The 21,410-nt window shown below is 66.9% G+C and carries 21 protein-coding genes and 3 tRNA genes; 10 read left to right on the forward strand and 14 right to left on the reverse strand.

Translation table 11 applies throughout. The features are described 5' to 3' along the window. Nucleotides 1-97 precede the first annotated feature (97 nt). The 3 genes from ACWFRF_RS27470 to ACWFRF_RS27480 all read left to right on the forward strand — a co-directional run bounded on the left by ACWFRF_RS27470 (nt 98) and on the right by ACWFRF_RS27480 (nt 3,572). Nucleotides 98-646: a GtrA family protein gene (locus tag ACWFRF_RS27470; protein WP_378996790.1), complete on the forward strand. Its 549-nt coding sequence runs from the start codon at nt 98-100 to the stop codon at nt 644-646. A 109-nt stretch (nt 647-755) separates the two neighbouring features. Continuing rightward, a complete protein-coding gene (locus ACWFRF_RS27475) occupies nt 756-2,654 on the forward strand; it encodes a glycosyltransferase (protein WP_379314411.1) in 1,899 nt (632 codons plus the stop codon). Between the two features lie 3 nt (nt 2,655-2,657). Further along, nucleotides 2,658-3,572 carry a GNAT family N-acetyltransferase gene (locus tag ACWFRF_RS27480; protein ID WP_452452964.1) on the forward strand — a complete coding sequence of 305 codons (915 nt, stop codon included), beginning with the start codon at nt 2,658-2,660 and terminating at the stop codon, nt 3,570-3,572. A 76-nt stretch (nt 3,573-3,648) separates the two neighbouring features. Here ACWFRF_RS27480 and rsgA read toward each other — a convergent pair whose 3' ends face one another. From rsgA to ACWFRF_RS27510, 6 genes are all read right to left on the reverse strand, one after another. Beyond that, the gene (gene rsgA / locus ACWFRF_RS27485) at nt 3,649-4,680 is read right to left on the reverse strand and encodes a ribosome small subunit-dependent GTPase A (RefSeq protein ID WP_452452966.1); all 1,032 of its coding nucleotides are present in this window, start codon (nt 4,678-4,680) and stop codon (nt 3,649-3,651) included. Between the two features lie 297 nt (nt 4,681-4,977). Beyond that, complete coding sequence (locus ACWFRF_RS27490; RefSeq protein ID WP_379314408.1) at nt 4,978-5,514, reverse strand: hypothetical protein; 537 nt, start codon at nt 5,512-5,514, stop codon at nt 4,978-4,980. Nucleotides 5,515-5,578: 64 nt separating this feature from the next. Further along, nucleotides 5,579-6,667 carry a galactofuranosyltransferase GlfT1 gene (gene glfT1, locus ACWFRF_RS27495; RefSeq protein WP_378996802.1) on the reverse strand — a complete coding sequence of 363 codons (1,089 nt, stop codon included), beginning with the start codon at nt 6,665-6,667 and terminating at the stop codon, nt 5,579-5,581. After that, nucleotides 6,664-7,506, reverse strand: coding sequence for a galactan export ABC transporter ATP-binding subunit Wzt/RfbE (gene wzt, locus ACWFRF_RS27500; protein ID WP_378996804.1), 843 nt, complete (start codon nt 7,504-7,506; stop codon nt 6,664-6,666). The genes glfT1 and wzt overlap by 4 nt, the downstream gene beginning before the upstream one ends. A gap of 12 nt (nt 7,507-7,518) precedes the next feature. Further along, nucleotides 7,519-8,346: a galactan export ABC transporter permease subunit Wzm/RfbD gene (wzm, locus tag ACWFRF_RS27505; RefSeq protein WP_379317561.1), complete on the reverse strand. Its 828-nt coding sequence runs from the start codon at nt 8,344-8,346 to the stop codon at nt 7,519-7,521. Nucleotides 8,347-8,657: 311 nt separating this feature from the next. Beyond that, nucleotides 8,658-9,236 carry a bacterial proteasome activator family protein gene (locus ACWFRF_RS27510; RefSeq protein ID WP_328658496.1) on the reverse strand — a complete coding sequence of 193 codons (579 nt, stop codon included), beginning with the start codon at nt 9,234-9,236 and terminating at the stop codon, nt 8,658-8,660. 86 nt (nt 9,237-9,322) lie between these two features. Here ACWFRF_RS27510 and ACWFRF_RS27515 point away from each other — a divergent pair, with 86 nt between their 5' ends. Further along, nucleotides 9,323-10,525, forward strand: coding sequence for a cysteine desulfurase-like protein (locus ACWFRF_RS27515; protein WP_378660816.1), 1,203 nt, complete (start codon nt 9,323-9,325; stop codon nt 10,523-10,525). A gap of 6 nt (nt 10,526-10,531) precedes the next feature. On the opposite strand, the gene ACWFRF_RS27520 is transcribed toward ACWFRF_RS27515, so the two are convergent. Then, complete coding sequence (locus tag ACWFRF_RS27520) at nt 10,532-11,515, reverse strand: NAD(P)H-quinone oxidoreductase (protein ID WP_379316834.1); 984 nt, start codon at nt 11,513-11,515, stop codon at nt 10,532-10,534. Nucleotides 11,516-11,659: 144 nt separating this feature from the next. Here ACWFRF_RS27520 and ACWFRF_RS27525 point away from each other — a divergent pair. Beyond that, nucleotides 11,660-11,747: transfer RNA gene (locus ACWFRF_RS27525), tRNA-Ser, on the forward strand. A gap of 12 nt (nt 11,748-11,759) precedes the next feature. Here the strand turns inward: ACWFRF_RS27525 and ACWFRF_RS27530 are convergent. Continuing rightward, complete coding sequence (locus ACWFRF_RS27530; RefSeq protein ID WP_378996810.1) at nt 11,760-12,176, reverse strand: winged helix-turn-helix transcriptional regulator; 417 nt, start codon at nt 12,174-12,176, stop codon at nt 11,760-11,762. Nucleotides 12,177-12,238: 62 nt separating this feature from the next. Between ACWFRF_RS27530 and ACWFRF_RS27535 the strand changes: the two genes are divergently transcribed. Further along, a complete protein-coding gene (locus tag ACWFRF_RS27535) occupies nt 12,239-13,093 on the forward strand; it encodes an NAD(P)H-binding protein (protein ID WP_452452970.1) in 855 nt (284 codons plus the stop codon). On the opposite strand, the gene ACWFRF_RS27540 is transcribed toward ACWFRF_RS27535, so the two are convergent. The 4 genes from ACWFRF_RS27540 to hisC form a co-directional block, all read right to left on the reverse strand. Next, on the reverse strand, nt 13,094-13,462 hold the full coding sequence (locus ACWFRF_RS27540; protein ID WP_449969988.1) for a nuclear transport factor 2 family protein: 369 nt from the start codon (nt 13,460-13,462) through the stop codon (nt 13,094-13,096). Between the two features lie 156 nt (nt 13,463-13,618). Next, nucleotides 13,619-14,416 (reverse strand): DUF2382 domain-containing protein, encoded by a 798-nt coding sequence (locus tag ACWFRF_RS27545; RefSeq protein WP_452452972.1) that lies wholly within the window; start codon nt 14,414-14,416, stop codon nt 13,619-13,621. A 170-nt stretch (nt 14,417-14,586) separates the two neighbouring features. Further along, on the reverse strand, nt 14,587-15,699 hold the full coding sequence (locus ACWFRF_RS27550; protein ID WP_452452973.1) for a nitric oxide synthase oxygenase: 1,113 nt from the start codon (nt 15,697-15,699) through the stop codon (nt 14,587-14,589). 276 nt (nt 15,700-15,975) lie between these two features. Then, nucleotides 15,976-17,052: a histidinol-phosphate transaminase gene (gene hisC, locus ACWFRF_RS27555; RefSeq protein WP_452452974.1), complete on the reverse strand. Its 1,077-nt coding sequence runs from the start codon at nt 17,050-17,052 to the stop codon at nt 15,976-15,978. Nucleotides 17,053-17,141: 89 nt separating this feature from the next. Between hisC and ACWFRF_RS27560 the strand changes: the two genes are divergently transcribed. From ACWFRF_RS27560 to ACWFRF_RS27570, 3 genes are all read left to right on the forward strand, one after another. Further along, nucleotides 17,142-17,858: a dienelactone hydrolase family protein gene (locus tag ACWFRF_RS27560; protein WP_378996824.1), complete on the forward strand. Its 717-nt coding sequence runs from the start codon at nt 17,142-17,144 to the stop codon at nt 17,856-17,858. A gap of 93 nt (nt 17,859-17,951) precedes the next feature. Further along, a tRNA-Ser gene (locus ACWFRF_RS27565) sits at nt 17,952-18,041 on the forward strand. 40 nt (nt 18,042-18,081) lie between these two features. Then, a tRNA-Arg gene (locus tag ACWFRF_RS27570) sits at nt 18,082-18,154 on the forward strand. Nucleotides 18,155-18,211: 57 nt separating this feature from the next. Here the strand turns inward: ACWFRF_RS27570 and ACWFRF_RS27575 are convergent. Next, complete coding sequence (locus ACWFRF_RS27575; RefSeq protein ID WP_379312396.1) at nt 18,212-19,261, reverse strand: isopenicillin N synthase family dioxygenase; 1,050 nt, start codon at nt 19,259-19,261, stop codon at nt 18,212-18,214. 145 nt (nt 19,262-19,406) lie between these two features. On the opposite strand from ACWFRF_RS27575, the gene ACWFRF_RS27580 reads away from it, so the two are divergent. After that, nucleotides 19,407-20,585 (forward strand): nitrate ABC transporter substrate-binding protein, encoded by a 1,179-nt coding sequence (locus tag ACWFRF_RS27580; RefSeq protein WP_379312397.1) that lies wholly within the window; start codon nt 19,407-19,409, stop codon nt 20,583-20,585. A 69-nt stretch (nt 20,586-20,654) separates the two neighbouring features. Here the strand turns inward: ACWFRF_RS27580 and ACWFRF_RS27585 are convergent, their stop codons facing one another. Further along, nucleotides 20,655-21,380, reverse strand: coding sequence for a maleylpyruvate isomerase family mycothiol-dependent enzyme (locus ACWFRF_RS27585; RefSeq protein ID WP_379312398.1), 726 nt, complete (start codon nt 21,378-21,380; stop codon nt 20,655-20,657). Between the last annotated feature and the right edge of the window lie 30 nt (nt 21,381-21,410).

A 21,410-nucleotide genomic window follows, 5' to 3' on the forward strand; every position in this document is an offset into this window, starting at 1 on the left:
CAGGTTGCTTGCTCCTTCGTCGCCTACGCAACGGCGTCCAACCGGCGACCCGGCCGCGGATCGGCCACTGCGTGGCCGACCCTCCCTAGGGGTCGGGGTGTTGGTTGGCTACCGTCATGGCGTGTCGCAATCAGTTGAACCGCCTGCTGTTCCCCTCGTATCGAAGGTGATAGCGGGTTTGCGGCAGGGTGCGGCGTTTCTTGTTGTCGGGGCGATCGGGTTTCTGGTCGACGCGGGGACCTACAACCTTTTGGTGTTCTGGGGTGGGGGTTTCTCCTTCTCCGAAGGTGTGCTCTATCACTCGCCGCTGGTCGCCAAGATCATCGCGATCGTGGTGGCGACGGTGGTCACCTACTTCGGCAACAAGTGGTGGACCTACTCGCACCGCAAGTCCGGCAGCCCTGTTCGGGAATATGTTCTGTACGCGATCGTCAATGTCGTAGCGATCCTCCTGCAACTCGGCTGCCTCGGCTTTTCCCGATATGTGCTCGATCTGTCGTCACCGCTGGCGGACAACATTTCCGCCACTGTGGTCGGGCAGACGATGGCGGTCGTATTCCGCTATTGGGCCTACAGCAAATTCGTTTTCACCGGCTCATCGGCAAGCGATGAGCAACACGCGCGGAGTGCGGCAACTCCTCACTGACAACGCGCGGGTGGCGTGTGATTGATATCCTCGCCCCGCCCGCCGCGACGCCCTTCTTTACGTGACTGCCTGCGCCGGCGCAGTCGATACCGAGAATTTCGAGGACTTCATGGAGCAGTCGGCTACCAAAGCCGTGACCGAATCGAACGATCGGCGCGAGGCCGCGCCCGCATCGCTGCGGGGTGAACACTCAGCGCCCGAGCGGCTCGTGCTGGCCCGAGGCATCTTCACCGGGCCGTCGGCGCGGGTGAACGACGACCTCTACGCCGTCGTCAAGGGGGGTGCCGCGGTCCGGGAACGGCACTCGCTGCACCTGCCCAAGGGCGCGACCGCACACACCAACACCTACTTCGGCCGGTTGGCTGCCAGTTACTGGCAGCGCTGGACCACCGTCACCGAGGTGTCGGTGGGTGCGCATCTGGTGGTCGGCAACAAAGCGAATGTGCGGCTGGTCGCCTCCGATATCGCCGGGCACCGCCGGATCATCGCCTCGCTGGTGGCAACGAGCAGCGGGGTCGTCTCGCTGACGGCACCGCTGGATCAGTACGTCGACGGCGGCGCGTTGTGGCTCGAGTTCGACGCCGTCGGGGGCGAACTCGACATCACCGAACTCGCCTGGACCGCGCAGGCGCCCGAGAAGGTGCGCCCGGTCGCCATCGCCATCTGCACCTTCAACCGGGCCGAGGACTGCGCGCACACCGTCGCCGCGCTGGCCTCGGACGCGACCGTGCTGGCCGCGATCGACGCGGTGTACGTCGTCGACCAGGGCACCGACCTGGTCGAGGACCGCCCGCTGTTCCAGCAGGTCCGTCCTGATTTCGGTGACAAACTGCGCTACATCCGCCAGCCCAACCTCGGCGGCGCGGGCGGCTTCACCCGTGGCCTCTACGAGGTGTCGGCGGCCAACGAGCACGCCGACGTCATCCTGATGGACGACGACATCCTCTGCGAGCCCGAAACCGTGCTGCGCCTGCAGGCGTTCGCCAACCTCACCGTCGAACCGACCCTGGTCGGCGCGCAGATGCTGTTCCTGCTCAACCCCGACTATCTCAATGTCGGCGCGGAGGAGGTGCACCTGCACGAGCTCAAGCACGGCCAGAAGGTGCCCAAGGCGCTGCGCAACACCTCCATGCTCAAGAAGAACCAGGAGCGCCGGGTCGACGCGGGCTACAACGCCTGGTGGACCTGCCTGATCCCGGCCGAGGTGGTGTCGAAGATCGGGCTGCCGGTGCCGATCTTCTTCCAGTGGGACGACGTCGAGTACGGCATCCGCGCGCGCGAGCACGGTTTCGTCACCGTCACGCTGCCCAACGCCGCCGTCTGGCACGCCGACTTCTACTGGAAGGACTACGACGACTGGGCGCGGTACTTCTCCACCCGTAACTCGCTCATCGTCGGCGCCCTGCACACCGATCTCGACGGCAAGGCGATCACGCGCGAGTTCTTCCGCTACATCGCCGAGCACCTCGTCGGCATGCAGTACGGCCTGGTGCACACCACGCTGCAGGGCATCGAGGACTTCCTGAAGGGTCCGAAGGCGTTGCGCGACGGCGGTATCGACGCGCTGGCCGCCGCCCGCAGCACCCGCAACGACTACCCCGAGACGATCAAGCACCCCGCGGCCACTCCGCCGGTGAACTCCGCCGACATCTCGGTTCGCCGGGCCAGCGGCGAACCGAGCCGCGTCACCCTGGTGCTGATCAAGCGCGCGATCACCCAGTGGACCGGCCGCACCCAGCCCGGTCTGATCGGCGTCACCCGCGAGGACGCGCACTGGTGGCACATCGGCCTGTTCGAGCACGTGGTGGTCACCGACGCTTCCCAGTCCGGCGTGCGGGTACGTCGCCGGGACAAGGCTCGTGCGCGCGCGTTGCTGATCCGCGCCTACCGCACCTTGCGCAAGCTCCGTAAGGAACTCCCGGCGCTGCAGGCCGAATATCGCAGGGCCGTACCGGAACTCACGAGTCGGGAGAACTGGGCGCGGCTGTACGGCATCGACCCGAGCTGACCCGTGACGCGTTTCGTCCGGCCCGCCTCCGCGTCCGACGCGGAGGCGGCCGCCGGGCTGCAAGCCGAATTGCACGCGCATTTCGAGGTGCACCGTCCGGCCGACATCGTGCGCCGCACACGGCGGCTCACCCAGAACGACTACTCCGCCTGGCGACCGGCACCACTGCTGATCGTCGAAGACGAAACACCGATCGGTTTCGCGACTTACGACCTGTTCCAGCCGAGCAAGTGGTCGGCGGGTGAGCTACGGATCTCGGAATTTTTGATCACGGAGTCCTCTCGCGGCGCAGGTGCGGGCGCGGCCCTGCTCGCCGCCGTCCACGAGGCAGCGAGCGCCGCGGAAGTAACGGTGAGCGCGCCGAACCAGGCAGACCCGGATGTGTTCACGACCGTGGAGTGCTACATCGGCTCCCACGTCATCGACTTCGCCTACGAGCGGGCCCGAGCCGGGCACTGGTCGTCGCTGCGTGCCGAGGCCGAGGAAAAAGGCTGGCCCGCACCACGACTCGACGACCTGTGGCACACCGAACTCCACGACGATCCCGAACCCGGCCACCTGTACGCCGAGGGCGAGGTTCCGTTCATCCTGCTGCCGGACGGCCGGGTGATCACCGCGCGATTCCGGACGATCTATGTCAAGGAATATCTCGGTCACGGCCCGGAGAACCGCTGGACGCTGGCTCTGTCAGGGAGCGAGTTGCGCACGGTGGGCGGGCTGGAGATCGACCACAGCTGGTCACGAGCGGAGAACCGTCCCGCGCTCGCGGTGGCCATGGACGACGGCCGGCTCATGGTGAATTACTCCTACTACGCCGGCAATCATTTCGGCTCCGACTCGGGCACCATCGACTACATCATCGATCTGGCCGAGGCCACCGTGTCCCATTGCGCACACGTCACCTTCGAACAGGATTAGCGAGATCATCAGGCACTGACGCAGTTCGGCTCTCGGCCGGTGTTCGCGTGAGTGCCTGATGATCAACTACTCCGGCTCAGCGGCGGCCGCGTTCGCGGTAGTTCTTCCGCTGCTGTTTGCTGATGTCGCGCCAGACTCGTTCGCGTTCGGCGGCCAGGCGTTTGTCGGTGCGGGCCGCCATCCAGTCGTTCTCTCTCGCGAGTTTGCGATAGCTGGTCAGCCTGCGTTCGGTGATGGTGCCATCGGCTAGTCCGGCCTGAACCGCGCAGCCGGGTTCGGTCTCGTGGACGCAGTCGGCGAAACGGCAATCGGCAGCGAGGGATTCGATGTCGCTGAAGGTCTTGCCGATGCCTTCCGCGGCGTCGTAGAGCCCGATGCCGCGCAGGCCGGGGGTGTCGATGAGCGTGCCGCCGCCGGGCAGTGGCCGCAGCTCACGGTGCACCGTGGTGTGGCGGCCTTTGCCGTCCACCGCGCGAACCGCGTTGGTGGCGAACACGTCCGCACCCAGCAGTGCGTTGGCGAGGGTGGACTTGCCCGCACCGGACGGCCCGATCAGGGCGACGGTGCCGTTGAGCACCGCGGTGAGCACCTCGAGACCGACCGCGGCGGCGGCGCTCACCGCCACCACGGTCGCACCGGGCGCCACCGCACGTACCTCGTCGAGCGGAAGATATTCCGCCGCATCGGCTTTGGTGAGCACGACGACCGGCTGGGCATTGCTCTCCCACGCGAGGGCGAGCATCCGTTCGATCCGCCCCAGGTCGACGTCACCATCGGCGGCAGAGCAGATCAGCACGGTATCCACATTGGTGGCCAGCACCTGGGCCACCGAGCGCCCCGACACCGACGATCGCATGATCGCCGAGCGCCGGGGGAGCAGTTGCCGCACAGTGCCTTCGGCATCGAGTCCGACCCAGTCGCCGGTGCACAGTCCGGTGATGTCGCGCGGGCAGGCGGCTCGCGCCGGGCCGTGCGGGGTCACCACATCGCATTCGCTGCGGTCCATCCGCACTATGCGAGCGGGTGCGAGATCGCCGAGCAGCGGCAGATATTCAGAAGCTACGGTTTCGGTCCAGCCGTAAGGGACGAGCAGGTCGTAGTCGACCATCGTAAGGAATCCTTCGTCGGGTGCCGAACCCGAACGACGGGTTCAGCGAGTAGAGGTGATGTCCGGAGCAACCTGGGCAGGCGCACAATCGCGCCGCCCGGCCACGGCAATCCACACGTGTGTACTCACGGACATCCACCTCCTCTCCAACGTTCGAACACCACTGTGCCCGACCACGCCGACACCCGGCAACTCATTTTCCGTGCGCGGTCCTGCGCCGTCGTCACAGGGGCGAACTCGCGCTGTTGCGCGGCCCGATGACGGCACGCCTGCGGTCCCGCAGGTAGGCGTTCGGGGCTACGGCACGAATACTTCGGTCGACTGGGGGATGTTGGGCTTGTCGGTGCGGACCGTGACCTGGACTCGACCGGGGCCGGTGTTCGCGATCACGTCCTGGACCGGGTAGGTGCTGGTGCTGGTGGCCGGGATGAAGCGGGTCACCGAGCCGGTGGCGCCGCTGTCCAGGTTCTTCCAGTCGACGACAACGTTCACATCGCATGCCAGCACGGTGGGCGCCCAGTTGCCGAGTGGGGAGAAGCCCTGCGAGACGCGCAGGGCGATGCTGTGGGTGGCGCCGGGCGCCACGCTCGGAGAATTGAGCGGTCCGTCGAACGCGGTGCCCGCCACGTTCAGGATGCCGACGCAGACGCCGTTGCCCAGGGTAGCCACCGGCGCGGTCCTGACTTCGTTCATCACGCAGGAGCGCGGGCCGACATTGGACCAGCCGAGCTGGCACTGGTCGTCCGCCTGGGCGGTGCCGGGGGCGGCGAGACAGAGCGCGGCGCCGGCGAGCACGGTCGCCGCGGCGGATGCGAAACTCTTTGCGAAGGTCACGGTTCGCATCGTAAGACCGAACGGCAGATTGTTGCCAGAGGGAACTACCCCCTAGTTTCGGGGGCTAGTCGGGTTTACCGAAGTGCTCGTTGCGGCCCAGCGACCGCAGCCGGAACCATTCCTTGAGGCCGGCCGGGTCGCGGCGGGTCACCAGGAAGAACCAGGAGAATCGGATCCACTCCTGCGGCAACAGCTTCCGCATACCGGGCTGCGACATCAGGTAACCGCGATTGCGGTAGGTGAAGTAGCGCTTCACCGGATCGTCCGGGTACTGGGTGTGCATTCGCCCGCCCAGGATCGGCTTGAATTCCTCGGCGCCGTTGGGATGCAGGTAGGCGGTCTGCAAGCAGGTGCCGAACGGCAGCCCGGAGCGGACCAGGCGGCGATGCACCTCCACCTCGTCGCCACGCACGAACAGCCGCAGATCGGGCACGCCGATCAGGTCGACGGCCTTCGCCGAGATCAGCGCGCCGTTGAACAGCGACGCGATGCCGGGCAGGAAGTCCTCGTCGCCGAGCTCCGAACGCAGCCGTCGCCACACCACGCCGCGGCGCAGCGGGAACGCGAGCCGGTCCGGCTCGTCGATATCGCAGACCACCGGCGACACCTCGACCAGGTTGTGCCTGCGCGCGCAATCGATCAGGGTCGCGAGTACTTCGGGCCCGTCCGGGCGGCCGTCGTCATCGGCCAGCCACACCCAATCCGCACCCTGGGTGAGCGCGTGCAGCATGCCGAGCGCGAAACCGCCCGCGCCGCCGAGGTTGTGGCGTGAACCCAGGTAGGTCGCCTCGATCGGCTGCTGCGCGACCAGCTCGGCCACCGCGTCCTCGTTGGCGTTGTCGACGACGATCAGATGGTCGACCGGACGCGTCTGCGAGGCGAGCACTTTCAACGACTCGGCGAGCAGTTCGCGACGCTTGTGCGTGACGACCACCGCGATGATCCGCGCGGTCGGGCCGGTCTCGGTCGTGATGTCGGCGGGTTCGGCACCGGGGGGCAGTTCCGCGTCGTCGGGCAGCACCACCGCGGGCAGCGCGTCGCCGGGCAGCACGGCGGCAGGCTCGACGGGTGCCGGCGTCGCCTCGAGACGGTCGGTCATGCTGAACCCACCCGGCACGGCAGCCGGGGCAGCCTCGTCACGTTGACCGCTCATACCTGATTCTGCTCCAGCTTCTTCTCGCCCGCCGCGCCGAGTGCGCCCTCGGTTTCCAGATCACGCAACACCTGTGCCACGTGATTACCCGCCTCGGGCCCTTCATACGCTCGCACAACGTCCTCGATCCCGCCCTGTTCGCGGATCTGACCGTGGTCGATCCACATCGCGGTATCGCAGAGCTGGGCGAGGAATTCGTTGGAGTGGCTGGCGAACACCAGGATGCCCGACCGCGCGACCAGCGATTGCAGCCGCGTGCGGGCCTTCTTCATGAACTCCGCGTCGACCGCGCCGATGCCCTCGTCGAGCAGCAGGATCTCGGGGTCGATCGAGGTGACCACACCCATCGCCAGCCGCACCCGCATACCGGTGGAGTAGGTGCGCAGCGGCATCGACAGGTACTCACCGAGCTCGGTGAAGTCGGCGATCTCGTCGATCTTGGCCATCATCTGCTTGCGCGTCTGCCCGAGGAACAGGCCGCGGATGATGATGTTCTCGTAGCCGGAGATCTCCGGGTCCATGCCGACGCCGAGGTCGAACACCGGCGCCACCCGGCCGCGGATGCGCGCACTGCCGCGCGAGGGTTCGTAGATGCCCGAGAGCAAACGCAGCAGCGTCGACTTGCCCGCGCCGTTGTGGCCGACCAGGCCCACCCGGTCGCCTTCTTTGAGCGAGAGGTTGATGTCGCGCAGCGCCTCGACCACCACCACGTCGGAGCTGTTGCGCCCGATCGCGCCGCCCGCCTTGCCGAGGAACGCCTTCTTCAGCGACCGCGACTTGGCGTCGAAGATCGGGAACTCGACCCACGCCTCATGGGTTTCGATACTCACACGGCTCATCGAGAACTGCTCCTAAACCCAGTACGGGACGCGGGCACGGTACTGCTTGAGCGCCAGGATCGCGACAGCCCAGCCGACGACGGTGATCGCACCGACGATCGCCCAGTGATGCCACTGCGAGGGCTCACCGAGCAGGGGAGCGCGCACGATCTCCAGGTAGTGATAGGTGGGGATGATCTCGAGGAGCTTGGCGCGGTCGCCCGCCCCGCCGACCGAGTTCTCCAGCGCCTTCGTCGACCACATCACCGGCGTCAGCACGAACAGCATCAGCGTCATCGAGCCCAGGATCGGGGCGATATCGCGGTAGCGGGTGGAGAAGATGCCGAAGACGATCGTCACCCACATCGCGTTGAGGAACAGCAGCAGGATCGCGGGGAACACCAGCAGGAACGACAGATCCAGATCACGCCAGATCGAGAACGCCACCACCAGCAGCGCGTAGATCGCGGCGTTGTGGATGAAGAACAGGAACTGCCGCCACACCAGGCGATACACGTGCACGCTCAGCGCCGAGGGCAACTGTTTGATCAGTCCCTCGTTGGCGATGAACACATCGGAGCCCTCGAGAATCGAGGCACTGATGACGTTCCACACGATCAGGCCGACGGTCACATACGGCAGATACTCACTGAGTGGCTGGCCCAGCAATGTCGAATACAGCAGGCCCATCGCCAGCGCCTGCAAACCGGTCGCGATGGTGATCCAGAACGGACCGAGCACCGACCGGCGGTAGCGCTGCTTGATGTCCTGCCAGCCCAGCGACAACCACAGCTCGCGCTGGTGTAGTCCGTCGCGCATGTCCTTGAAAGCACGCCCGAAGGTCTGCGAATCCGACACCATCGGCGTCTTCACCAGCAGCGGCGCATCGGTGGTGTGCTCGGCAGCGGCGACTTCGGCTAGCGCCGCGTCGGCGGGAATGTCGTCAGAATGCACGGGGCTCTCTTCGGTACGCACGTCACCCTCATCGGAGACCGATTCAGGACGGGCGGCAGCGGCGGGCACGGTCCCCGACCTTACAGTGTTGTTTTCCGGCTGGCGCCGGGTGTCGCGGCCCCGAGGGGCCTCGATCTCGCCTCCCTCCTGGTACTCCTTCGTCGCACCCTCCACTCAGTCCAGATCGAGGCGGGCCGCGAACAAGAGACTCGGGGGGTTCACAGGTACTGGCCGCCGCCCACATGCCCGCCTGCCTTGGCGTCCGCCGCGTGCATTCCGGGCGGAAGCGCACCCTGGCGCATCTGCTCCAGCTGAGCGCGGGCGGCCATCTGCTGGGCGAACAGCGCGGTCTGGATGCCGTGGAACAGGCCCTCCAGCCAGCCGACGAGCTGAGCCTGAGCGATGCGCAGTTCCGCGTCCGAGGGCACCGAGTCGTCGGTGAACGGGAGGGTGAGGCGTTCGAGTTCCTCGCGCAGTTCCGGGGCGAGGCCCTGTTCGAGCTCACGCACCGAGGACTTGTGGATCTCCTTGAGGCGCGAGCGGCTGGCGTCGTCCAGCGGTGCGGCGCGAACCTCCTCGAGGAGCTGCTTGATCATCGTGCCGATGCGCATCACCTTGGCGGGCTGCTCGACCATGTCCGTCAGCGACTCCGCCGACTCGCTCGCGGCCTTCTCGTCGTCCGGCACGACCTGAGCGGTGAACGCGGACGCGTTGTCGGCGTCGGCGGGCACGGTCAGTGGACGGCCGTCGGGACCGATCACGACGATGGATTCGGGGACATCCTCCGAGTGCGTCATATCCCCATCATTGCGTGTGCGCCGGGTTCGCGCTAAAACCCCCACGCGGTTACCCCGGGAGGCCCCCTGCCCTTAAAGTGGCCACCATGACTTATGACGTCGCGAGGGTTCGGGGCCTGATACCGTCCCTGGGCGACGGCTGGATCCATCTGGACCCGCAGGCGGGGATGCTGGTTCCCGATTCGGTATCTCGTGCCGTCTCAACGGGTTTCCGCACCTCTTCGTTTTCCCACATCGGCCGCCACGGTGCGGCATCGCGCAGCGGCGCGATCCTCGACGCCGCACGGGAAGCTGTCGCCGATCTGGTCGGTGGAGATCCGGCCGGCGTCGTCCTCGGTCCCGATCGTGCGGTTCTGCTGGCCTGGCTGGCCGAATCGCTGAGCTCACGCCTCGGACTCGGTACCGGCATCGTGCTCTCCCGTTTGGACGACGAGGCCAACGTCGCCCCGTGGCTGCGCATCGCCAACCGCTACGGCGCGCACGTGCGCTGGGCCGAGGTGGAGATCGAGACCTGCGAGATGCCGTCGTGGCAGTTCGAGGAGCTGATCGGGCCGACCGCGCGCTTGGTGGCGCTCACCGCCGCGTCACCGATCGTCGGGTCGGCGCCCGGTGTCCGGGTGGCCGCCGATCGGGTCCACGACGTGGGCGGACTGCTGGTGGCCGACGCGTTCGGCGCGGCGCCGTACGCGCTGATCGACATCGACGAACTCAATGCCGACGTCGTCGCGCTGAGCGCGCCGTCGTGGGGCGGACCGCAGGTGGGCGCACTGGTTTTCCGCGACCCGGCGTTCCTCGATCGCATCCCCTCGATGTCGCTCAACCCCTATGCCAAGGGTGCTGAACGCCTCGAAGTGGGCGGGCATCAGTACGCGCTGCTGGCCGGGCTCACCGAGTCGATCGACTTCCTCGCCGGGCTCGACGAGCGCGCCTCCGGCACCCGCCGCGAACGCCTCGAGATGTCGATCACCTCGCTGCAGGACTATCACGACCAGCTCTTCGATCACCTCATGCAGGTGCTGGAGAAGGTCGACAACCTCACCGTGATCGGCCGGGCCTCCACCCGCATCCCGACGGTCAGTTTCACGATGGCCGGGATGCAGGCGGAGAAGGTGGCGGCCAAGCTGGCCGATGCCAGGATCGGGACGGTCAGCGGTGTGCACGGCGGCAGCCGACTACTCGACGCGCTGGGTGTGAACGATGAGGGCGGTGCGGTGACGATCGGGCTCGCGCCCTATACGACCCGCTACGAGATCGACCAGCTCGGCCGTGCCCTCAGCGCCCTCGAATAGCGTGCGTTAGTCGCGAACCCGCAGGATCACCTTGCCGAACGTCTGCGAGTCGTCGAGCAGTTCGTGCGCGCGGGCGGCTTCGGTGATCGGCAGCTCGGTGGAGATCACCGGCACGATCTCGCCTGCGGCCACCTGCGGCCACAGTTGTGCGCGGACCGCCGCGATGATCTCGGCCTTGCTCCCCGGCCCCGAGCGTGGACGGCCGCGCACGTTGGTCGCCGCTACGGTGCCCCACTTACGCAGCAGTGCGGCGATATTCAGCGTTCCGCTGACGCCCCCTTGCATCCCGATCACCACCAGCTGCCCATAGGGTGCGAGCGCCTCCACGTTTCGTTCCAGGTACTTCGCACCCATGTTGTCGAGAATCACGTCGGCCCCGCCCTGATCCGCGACCGTTGCGACGAAGTCGCCGGTCCGGTAGTTGATCAAGATCTCCGCCCCCAGCTCGGCGCACTTGGTCAGCTTCGCGTCCGACCCGGCCGTCACCGCGACGCGCGCTCCGAGCCCGCGCGCCACCTGGATCGCGTGCGTCCCGATCCCGCCACCGCCGCCGTGGATCAACACCAGCTGCCCCGATCGCAGCCCCGCCGTCATCACCAGGTTCGACCACACGGTCGCCGCCACCTCCGGCAACCCCGCGGCCGCGACAGCGTCCATCCCCTCCGGAATCGGCAACAGCTGCGTCGCGGGCACCGCCACGAACTGGGCGTACCCACCCCCGGCGAGCAACGCGCACACCCGATCCCCGACCTGCCAGTCCGTCACCCCCGCCCCCAACCGCGCGATCGTCCCCGAACACTCCAACCCGAGGATCGAACTCGCATCCGCGGGCGGCGGATAGAACCCCTTCCGCTGCATCACATCGGCCCGATTGACCCCTGCCGCAACAACTTCCACCAACACTTCACCGGGCCCCGGCTCCGGATCGATCGTCACGGTCCACTCCATGACCTCCGGCCCACCGAACCCGTTCAGCTCAATCGCGTACATGACACCAATCCTCTCCCCACACCCCGCCGGTAGCCAGAACCCCGCGCCGATGTCGCCGACAGTTCTCGCCGGCGCGAGACAACCCGGCCCAGGTCCGCCCAGACTTGCGGAAGGCCGGATCAGGTCGGCTACCATCCTTGCCAGGGAGACGTGGCAGAGCGGCCGAATGCACTCGCCTTGAAAGCGAGCATGGGTAACACCATCGGGGGTTCAAATCCCTCCGTCTCCGCCAAAGGCCCGCAGGTCAGGACCGGTCGAGGAGCTTCGGTCCTGGCACGGGTCCACCCGTTCGGAAGGTTTCGATTTCCTCGGCTCGGGTGCTCACCCATTCCAGCAGGCCGTGGAGCTTTTCGGCTGCCTCGTGGCCGATCGGGGTCAGGGCATAGGAAACCTGTGGGGGCACAGTGGGTTCGACGGTGCGCTCGACCAGGCCGTAGTCGGTGAAGGTGCGCAGGTTCTGCGACAGCATCTTCTCGCTGATGCTGCCGATTCGGTCACGCAGGACGTGGTAGCGCATCGAGCCGTCGAGTAGCGCGGCCAGGATCAGGACGCCCCAGCGACTGGTGACTTTGCCGAGGATGGCGTGGGCCGGACACTCTTTGTCGAATACGTCACGTTGACCGAGTGTGGGCCGGTCGCTGTCCGGGACTCCTACCGCCATGTCATGAGCTTACCTATCGGTATGCCCTTTCCAATGGAAAGTCCCCTTCCTACGGTTGGCCCATGGTGGATATCAGCAGGGTTCTGGTGATCGGGGCGACCGGTCATGTCGGTGGTCAGGTGGCGGCGCAGCTCGCCGCGGGCGGAACGCGGGTGCGGGCATCGGCGCGCGACCCGCACGCGGCGTCGCTGCCTTCGGGTATCGAGGTGGTGCAGGGCGACCTGACAGTCCCGGAGACCTTGGACAGTGCCCTCGACGGCATCGACGCGGTCTACCTGACCTGGCCGATGTTGTCGGCGGAGATCGCGGAGCGGGTCGTTGCCCGCATCGCCGCACACGCGCGCCGCATCGTCCTGCTCTCCTCCGCCTCGGTCCGCGACGACCTGGATGAGCAGGACCACCCGATCGGCCGGGCACACGCCCTCATCGAGCAGCCGATCACCGAGTCGTCACTGGAATGGACCTTCCTGCGGCCCGGTGGTTTCGCTACCAACACTGTCGAATGGGCACCTCAGATTCGCGCGGGCGACGTCGTGCGCGGCGCGTACGGCGCCGCCACGATGCCCCTGCTGCACGAGGCGGATATCGCCGCGGTCGCCGTGCGCGCACTGACCACCGACGGCCACGCCGGGGCGAAGTACCACCTGACCGGCCCGGCCGCGCTGAGCCGAATCGACCAGGTCGAAGCGATCGGCGCCGCACTCGGCCGCACGTTGGTCTGGGAGGAGATCAGCCCCGAAGACGCAGTGGCGCAAATGGGTTGGCTCCCACCCGACATCGCGCGCGTGGTGCTGCGCGGACTCGCTGGACTCGTCGGCACACCGGGCTCGGTGACCTCCACCGTGCACGACGTCACCGGGTCACCGGCCCGCGACTATCGTCGATGGGCAGCCGACCACGTCGCCGATTTCCGCTGACTACTCCTCGTCCCACGCCTGGATCGACGTCTGGTCGACTATGCGACCGTCGCGCAGGTTCGCCATCGAGTGGGCGAGGACGCGCGTGCCGTCCGGATATCGGCACGATTCCACGAAGGCGATGTGGTCGCCGTCGATCAAGACGCTGTCGAGGGAGTGGGTCATCTCCCTGGAGCACACGTCGTCGAGCATCGCGCTGATTGCCGAGCGACCGTGCATCACCCGGGGGTGACTCGGTTGGTCGCGGTGGTCGACCATGCGGATCTCGGCATCGTCGCTGTAGAGCGTCAGCAGTGTTGCGGCATCACGGCTTTCGATTCCGCGGCGCAGTGCGTCGGCATCGAATCCCGAACTGGATGCGGTGCTCATCGGGGGCTCCCTCGCTCGTCGAAACGAGCCGGACCAGGGCGATTCGGCCCGTATCGAGAACCCTACGCTCGCCGTCGACCGCGCGTAACCCGTCGAGAACCGGCCACCCACCGGGTGGGTGGCCGGTTCGGCCGAGCGGGATGTCGACGCGCGGAGTCAGGGTTCCTGACGGCGGCGGTCGTCGATCCCTTCGGCTTCCACGCGTTCCTTGCGGACCGTTTCGGAGACCGTTTTCTCGTCGTCGATCTCGTCGACCGCCAGCCGTACACGCTCCACCGGGACGGCTTCCTTCTCGACGTGCACCTGGTCGGCGTGCAGGGTGACCTCGCGGTCCTCCTCGCCGATGGTCGTGCGCCCCGTGCGGTTGGTGATCGGCTCGCGTTCGACGTGCACTTCCTCGTGCGTCACGGGCACCTTGAAGGTCTGCTCCTCGGTGACCACCGACTTGTGCAACCGTGCGGTGCCGACCTCTTCGCTCTCGGTGTCGATGCGCAACTGCTCTTCCGAGCGCACCATCGAGTCGTCACCGTAGCGAGCGGTGTCGGACTGGCCGGTCACGGTCCGCGACTGGTTGCCATGGGTCATCGGCAGGTCGTCTTCGGGTCGAATCCGCGGGCGCCCTTCGGCATTCCAGCCGGAAGCCCGTGGATCGACGTGGTAGTGCTCGAACAGTTCCTGTTCCGATTGTGCGCTGATCCGGGACCCGTCGTGGTAGGGCGCCGTTTTCACAAGCTCCTTGTTCACGTGCAGTCGGAGCGAGTCGTCGTCGGGCAGATGTTCGGCGCCGGCCAGCGGAACCAGCGAGTCGTGGCTGAAGAAGCCGGTCGAGACGGCAACCCAGGTGGGCGCTCCGGACTGGTTGTCGAGGTAGATCTGCTTGACCTTGCCGATCTTGTCGCCGCGTTCGTCGTAGGCGGTGGTGCCGATCAGCGATTCCAGGGTCGATTTGCTCATGATGATCCCTCCTACCTGGTACGGAGGCCGGTCGCGGGCATGTTGGGCTCGTTCGCCGGCTCCGCTGGGGGTTGTTGGATGATCAATCGGGCGTAGCGTCCGGCACGACCGGATTCGGCTACGTCACAGCAAATACCCGGTCGGTCACGAGTCAAACAGCCCGCCATAGCTCAGTCTCGGCGGACGAAATTCGGTCGAACGTCCAGGTCGGGCGCGTCGTAGTAGCGGTGGAAGGTGGGCGTCAGCCCGGACGAGATGGGTGGATTGACCCAACTCCAGTCGGTCGGGCACGCGCGTCCGGCGGCTTCCTCGCGCTGGACGTGATCGCAGAACTGCTTGGCCACGGTGTGGTGGTCGACCATGTGCACGCCGGATGTGCGAAAGCTGTGCAGCACAGCATGATTGAGCTCGATCAGCGCCTTGTCCCGCCACAGCGTCCGCACCGACGAGGTGTCGAGACCCATCATGTCGGCGATCAGCGGCAGCATGTTGTAGCGATCGGTGTCGCTGAGGTTGCGCGCGCCGATCTCGGTGCCGACGTACCAGCCGTTGAAGGGAGCGAAGGGGTAGCAAACACCGCCCACCTCCAGATCCATGTTCGAAACGGCGGGCAGCGCGTGCCATTTCAGGCCGAGTGCGGCGAACCACGGGTAGTCGGGATGGATCAGGTCGACCTCGCGGACCAATTCGCGCGGAACGTCGAAATACTGCACGTCCTCGGTGGGTGTGGTGATCAGCACCGGCAGCACGTCGAACGGCGTACGCGCCCCGCGCCAGCCCAGCTCCAGCGCCTGTTCGGTGGCCGCGATATTGGCCGGATCACCGGTGACGGTGCCGTCGCCGTTGCGGTAGCCGGCATAGCGGATCAGCTGCGAGCTCTCGATCCGGTACTCGCCGCCGCCGGGTTCGGCCGCCGGGCCGACCGTGATCATCGACTGAATCGCGCCGCCGTTGGTGGCCAGGCGAAGATGTTGCCAGCACACCTCGGAAAGTTCCCGCGCGGAAGTAACTCGGCGGGCGTCGAGTAGCTTCAGTGATCGCCAATGTTTGCGGCCGACACAGCGAGCGTGGTTGCGCCACGCCAGTTTCGCGCCGATCAAGATCTCCTCGGCGGTCTGGGTATACGTCCCGGTATCGCGCAATTCGGCGAGCGCGCCGAGGCGACGCTGGGTGGGCAGGTGCCCGAGTTCGGGGTAGCGGAAGAACTCGTCGCAGTCGCGCAGGCGACGATCCAGCTCGACCGGCGGCGGCACGGCGACAGCGACATCGGGCGCCAAAGTCACTGTGGGGGTTGATTTTTCGCAGACGGCAGGGCGAGAGCCTTGATTCACGGTATATCTCCGGTCGGGCAGCAGGGTGCGGGGCCGTGCGGGTGCACCCTCCGACGCGGGAAGATTGCCCGCCGAGAACACATTCACTCGACCGGTGGCGCGCCGACCGGGTGATCGGTCGACCCGAAATCAGCTTCGGCAAGCCTACGACCGGTGTGCTGGCGGTGTGCTCGAATTCGGGGTAATCCCACGGCAACCCGCGTCAAGGGTTGCTGACCGTGCGCCGGACTAACGGAATCGGGCCGCCGTTTCGGGTGCGGTGGCGAAGCTGAGGAACTGTTCGTTCTCGTGCGGATCGCCGACCGTCACCCGCACACCGTCACCGGCGAACGGCCGAACCAGTACGCCCGCAAGGGCACTCGCCTCGGCGAACTCGATACTGCGCTCGCGCAACGGCAACCAGACGAAATTGGCCTCGCTCGACGGCACCTCGTAGCCCGCGGCCAGTAGCGCCTCGCGCAGCTGATGCCGTTGCGCCACCAGCACATCGGTGCGATCGAGCAGTTCGCCACGCGCCTGCAACGAGGCGATCGCGGCCGCCTGCGCGATCCGGTTCACGCTGAACGGAATGTGGACCTTCAGCAGCGCTGCGATCACCTCGGGATCGCCCACCGCGTAGCCGACGCGCAGCCCGGCCAGACCGTAGGCCTTCGAGAATGTGCGCAGCACAACCACATTCGGCCGGGTGCGGCCGATCTCGACGCCGTCGGGGCGGGTCTCGGGCGTCAGCCGCAGGTACTCGTAGTAGGCCTCGTCGAGCACGACGAGAACGTGCGCGGGCACCCGGTCGAGGAACCGCTCCAGCTCGGCGCGCCCGTGCGCGGTGCCGCTGGGGTTGTTCGGGTTGCACACGAAGATCAGCTTGGTGCGCTCGGTGACCGCGTCGGCCATCGCGTCCAGATCGTGCAGGTGATCCTCGGTCAGCGGTACCCGCACCGCGGTCGCGTTGCCCACCTGCGTGACGATCGGGTACGCCTCGAACGAACGCCACGCGAACACCACCTCGTCGGCGGGGGCGTCGCAGGTGATCTGCACGAGTTCCTGGCACAGCGCCACGCTGCCGCAGCCGACCGCGACATTCGCCACGGTGACCTCGAGGAACTCGGCGAGCGCCGCCCGCAGCTCGCTGACCTGATTGTCCGGATAGCGGTTGGCCAGCTCGGCGGACTCCGCGATCGCCTTGGCCGCGCTCGGCAACGGACCGAAGGTCGTCTCGTTGGACGCGAGCTTCACCGCATCCGGGTGGTTACGGCCGGGAACGTAGGCCGGGATGGTGGCGAGGTCGGGGCGGATGTGCGCGGTCACGCCTCCACCCTACGATGATCGGCCGCCGCGACATGCGGCACGGCCGTCCAGACCTACCCAAGTGCAGTTCTGCCGCCTACGCTGGGTTTATGCCGGGCACTTACGACGACGTCGCCCCCCTGCGGCCGGTGGATGCCGACACGGCCGCCGTCGCGCGGCGCACTGCCGTGCCGATCACCGTGGTGGAGCCCGAACGGGTGGCCCGCGGTGGCATCGTTGTCCTGCACGAATCCCGGGAATTCTCCCCCCAGCTACTCGATCTGATGCGGGCGCTGTCGTTCGAGGGCTGGATCGTCGTCGCGCCGCATCTGTTCGACCGCATCGCCGACGCGCAGCGACACGAGGTGTTCGGTGACGAACTCTTCGACGACTTCGACGCCGGTTTCGACTGGCTCACCGGCCGCGGCGTCTTCCCTGACACGATCGGCGTTCTCGGCTTCGACAGCGCGGGCACCGCGGCCTTCCTCGTCGCTGCCACCCGCCCGATCGGCGCCGCGGTGAGTGTGGCCGCCCCCGGCATCTCCGAACCGCTTCCCGACCAGAACGCGGCCCTGATCGACATCGCCGCCGACCTCCAGGCCCCTTGGCTCGGGATCTTCGGCGCGGACGACCCGGCCACCCCACCCGAGGCGGTCGACCGCCTCCGCGAGGCCACCGCGAAGGCGGATGTGGCCAGTCTCACAATCACTTATCCGGGCCTGAGTCACCGTGTCGACCGATCCGATCCCGAAGACGAGGCGGCCACCGCCATTCGCATCGACTCCCAGACTCGTATCTACGACTGGTTCGACAGCAACTTACGCTGATTGACCAGGCGTTTTGGACTACTACCACTGCTCGTGTAATCTTCATTCCCGGCGGTTCGACAAGGACCGGTGCCCTCGAAAGAGAAGGCTCCAGGAGGCGTGCCAGAGCGGCCGAATGGGACTCACTGCTAATGAGTTGTCCCTTCACGGGGACCGGAGGTTCAAATCCTCTCGCCTCCGCCACACCCAGCTTGCTGGGTAACAACTGAAGATGCACCACCATGCGCCCGTAGCTCAACGGATAGAGCACTTGACTACGGATCAAGAGGTTAGGGGTTCGAATCCCTTCGGGCGCACCGAAATCGACCCCGTATCTGTGGATACGGGGTCGTTTTTTTCGTGTGAGGGTCTGGTCAATCCGGGCTGGTCGCTGCCAGGACTCTGGCGGTTTCGCGGGCGGTCGGTGCGGGGGTGGCTATTCCTTTGAGGCCGGCGACTTTCGCGTTGATGTTGTCGGCGACGGTGATCGGGGGGTAGCCCTGTTCGCCGGGGGCGAGGGTGCCGGGGAGGGCTTGGATCACCGCGTCGTGGTTGCCGTCGAAGAAGAAGGCGGCGGAGCGTCGGCGGCGGATGTGGCCGTCGATGATCGGCGGATCGACACGGTGGAGGGTGGACATCCAGCGGTCGTTGGTCCAGCGGGCCATCGCGTCGCCGAGGTTGATCAGTAGGGCGCCTTCCGCGGGCTGCACGTTGTGCCAGTGGCCGTGTTTGTCGAGCACCTGCAGACCGGGGACGCGGTCGGCCCACAGGATGGTGAGGATGCCGAAGTCGGTGTGTGCGCCCATGCCGGTCATGTCGCCGTCGAGACGCAGTTCGCCTTCTGGCAGGGCGTAGTTGTTCATCTTCAGCGCGTCGATGGAATGGTCGGTGAGGGTGTCGAAGTAGTCGGCGGGTAGCCGCAGGGCTGCGGTGAAGGCGCGCAACAGGATTCGCGACAGCCGCTGTGCGTGGGCGAAGTAGGTGTCGATCGCGGGACGGAAGCCCGGCGCGGCTTCGGGCCAGTTATTGGCGGCATACGACGACGCGGGTAGGTCGAGGCCGGGGAAGTCGGTGGACTGGGTGCCGACGATGAACGCCTCGTAGAAGTCGTTCATCTGATTCGCCGTGGGCAGTCCCAGACTCAGGCTCAGCGATTCCGACCTCGGCGGCGAGTAGCCACGGTTCTCCGAGGTCGAGCGCCGGTAGCGCTTCTTGATGTCGAGTGGCAGTGCGAAGAACTCGTCGAGCGCGTCGGTGAGTCCGGCGAGTACCTCGTCGGGGATGGCATGGCCGACGATCTGCATGAAGCCGACCTCGCGGCAAGCGGTGTCGATTTCGGCGGCGACCGCCGCGCGACCGGCATCGTCGGTGCCGGTCAGAAAGGGAGTGATGTCGATGGTGGGGACGGTGAACGGGGACGTCATCTCTTCAGGGTCTATTGCATGTATTGCCTCCGCATTACAGAACTGATGGAAGAGCAGACATGTAGTGAGTACGTAACGGTCCGGAAATCGACCGCAAGTTGCATGTAGTCGTCGCGCAGAAGGGCGCGACGACGAGGAGGACGACATGCAGAACCACCGACACCGCAGGCGCGCCGCGACCTCGGGAGCAGTGCTGTTGGCGGCGCTGCTCGCCGTCGCCGGTTGCGGCACCGATTCCCCGGATCAGGGTGGCGCCGCTGTCGCGCTCGAACCCGCGGCGCCCGCGCAGACACTGCGCGGGGTGTGCCCGGACACGGTCACCATCCAGCTGCAGTGGCAGCCGCAATCCGATCAGGGCGGGTTGTTCCAGCTGCTCGGGCCCGGGTACCGCGTGGACGGGGAGACCAAGTCGGTCGAAGGGCCGCTGGTGGCAGGCGGTAAGGACACCGGTGTGCGGTTGCAGCTGCGCGCGGGTGGGCCCGCGATCGGTTTCCAGTCCGTCCCCTCGCGCATGTACGTCGACGACACCGTCACGCTCGGGGTGGTGCACGGCGAGCAGGTGATCGCGGCGAGTGCCGCCAAGTCTGTCGTCGCTGTCACGCCGCTGCTGAAGTACAGCCCGTCCATTCTGATGTGGGATCCGGCGAGTCACCCGGACTGGCGTTCGATCGCCGACATCGGCCGCTCGAACGCGCCCGTTGTGGTGTCGAAGGAGCAGATCTTTCCGCAGTGGCTGGTGGCCAAGGGCCTGCTGAAACAGTCGCAGATCGATACCGGATACGACGGCGCCCCGGCGCGCTTCGTCGCCGACCCGACGATCGCCCAGCAGGGTTTCGCCAGCGCGGAACCGTACGTCTACGAGCACGAGGCCCGTGCCTGGAACAAGCCGGTGGCCTACGACCTGATCAAGAACTCCGGCTTCGACACCTATGCCTCGAATCTCACCGTGCGCGCCGACACAGTCGACGGACTGGCACCGTGTCTGGCCAAGTTGGTACCGATCGTGCAGCAGGCCGGCGCCGACTTCGGCTCCGCACCAGCCGACGCCAATGCCAAGGTCGTCGATATCGTGTCTCGCACACCGGCATTCACTCCCTATCCGGCAGGTGAGGCGGAGTTCGCCGCGAAGCAGCTCGTCGAGCTCGGCCTGTTGGCCAACGAGGCCGACGGCTCCTTCGGCACCTACGAGCAGGCTCGAACCCAGCGCAACCTCGAGGACCTGCGGCCGATCCTGGTGGCAGGCGGTGCGGCGATCCCACCGGCGCTGACAGCGGGCGAGATCTTCACCAACCGCTTCACCGACCCGAAAATCGGCATTCGCTGACCACGCGGAACCTCCGAACTGTGCTGGAGCGAAGATTCTTTCGTAGGTCGCGAGGTTTCCCTGTCGGGACTACTTCCAAGCCGGGAGCGGCGGTAAGGGGCCGGTCAGGTCGCTACCTGAGGTACGGCCGACGAGCCAGCCGAGGAGGGCGGTGGCGGGGCCGAGGACGGTGTGGTGGGGACGGCCAGGGCCGACGGTGGCGATGAAATCTGTGTCGGTGGACTGGATGTCGAACGTGGGGGTGGCTTCGGGAAGGAGCTTGGCGGAGAGGTCCGCGATGGTCTCGGGGAGAAGCCGTGCGACGAAGGGGGCAGGCCAATCGGCGGCGGTGTAGCCGACGTCGAGGTCCACGTGGTGGATTTCGGTCTCGCGCAGGCGCATCCAGGGGATCTGGTCGGCGGTGAGGGTGCCGCCCTGGCGGTTGCGGACCTCGACCTGCCAGTCGGCGGCGGGCATGGTGGTGGCGACGGCCTGCCAGCGGTGCGCGGTGGCGGTGAAGTCCGCGTGCTGCACGGTCAGCGGTCGGGGTGCGCCTGCCTCGATATCGGCATCACGAATGGCGACGCTCGGGTACTGCGGCATCTCGATGCCGGTGCGGGCCCACAGCAGCAGGTTCAACAGGCTGTCGGCATTGCGTGCCATGTGCGCCAGCACGTGACCGCGCGTCCACCCCGGTAACAGGGACGGTTCGGCCAACGCCGGATCGGTGAGGGTGCCGATGGCGGCGTCGAAGCGCGCGGTGGAGGCGGCGACCTGATCGAGCAGGTCGGTGGGAGTAGCCGTTTCGCTGGTCACGGATTCGAGGGTAGTGCGCCGCCGTCGCCG

The sequence above is a fragment of the Nocardia sp. NPDC055165 genome, assembly GCF_053606985.1.

Bases quoted from the DNA above. Each gene is read 5' to 3' on its own strand.
- wzt (WP_378996804.1), bottom strand. From the start codon at position 7,506: ATGAGCCGTGTGAGTATCGAAACCCATGAGGCGTGGGTCGAGTTCCCG.
- ACWFRF_RS27520 (WP_379316834.1), bottom strand. From the start codon at position 11,515: ATGTACGCGATTGAGCTGAACGGGTTCGGTGGGCCGGAGGTCATGGAG.
- wzm (WP_379317561.1), bottom strand. From the start codon at position 8,346: ATGGTGTCGGATTCGCAGACCTTCGGGCGTGCTTTCAAGGACATGCGC.
- ACWFRF_RS27545 (WP_452452972.1), bottom strand. From the start codon at position 14,416: ATGAGCAAATCGACCCTGGAATCGCTGATCGGCACCACCGCCTACGAC.
- ACWFRF_RS27540 (WP_449969988.1), bottom strand. From the start codon at position 13,462: ATGAGCACCGCATCCAGTTCGGGATTCGATGCCGACGCACTGCGCCGC.
- glfT1 (WP_378996802.1), bottom strand. From the start codon at position 6,667: ATGAGCGGTCAACGTGACGAGGCTGCCCCGGCTGCCGTGCCGGGTGGG.
- ACWFRF_RS27530 (WP_378996810.1), bottom strand. From the start codon at position 12,176: ATGGCGGTAGGAGTCCCGGACAGCGACCGGCCCACACTCGGTCAACGT.
- ACWFRF_RS27575 (WP_379312396.1), bottom strand. From the start codon at position 19,261: ATGACGTCCCCGTTCACCGTCCCCACCATCGACATCACTCCCTTTCTG.
- ACWFRF_RS27535 (WP_452452970.1), top strand. From the start codon at position 12,239: ATGGTGGATATCAGCAGGGTTCTGGTGATCGGGGCGACCGGTCATGTC.
- rsgA (WP_452452966.1), bottom strand. From the start codon at position 4,680: ATGGTCGACTACGACCTGCTCGTCCCTTACGGCTGGACCGAAACCGTA.
- ACWFRF_RS27580 (WP_379312397.1), top strand. From the start codon at position 19,407: ATGCAGAACCACCGACACCGCAGGCGCGCCGCGACCTCGGGAGCAGTG.
- ACWFRF_RS27515 (WP_378660816.1), top strand. From the start codon at position 9,323: ATGACTTATGACGTCGCGAGGGTTCGGGGCCTGATACCGTCCCTGGGC.
- ACWFRF_RS27560 (WP_378996824.1), top strand. From the start codon at position 17,142: ATGCCGGGCACTTACGACGACGTCGCCCCCCTGCGGCCGGTGGATGCC.
- ACWFRF_RS27475 (WP_379314411.1), top strand. From the start codon at position 756: ATGGAGCAGTCGGCTACCAAAGCCGTGACCGAATCGAACGATCGGCGC.
- ACWFRF_RS27510 (WP_328658496.1), bottom strand. From the start codon at position 9,236: ATGACGCACTCGGAGGATGTCCCCGAATCCATCGTCGTGATCGGTCCC.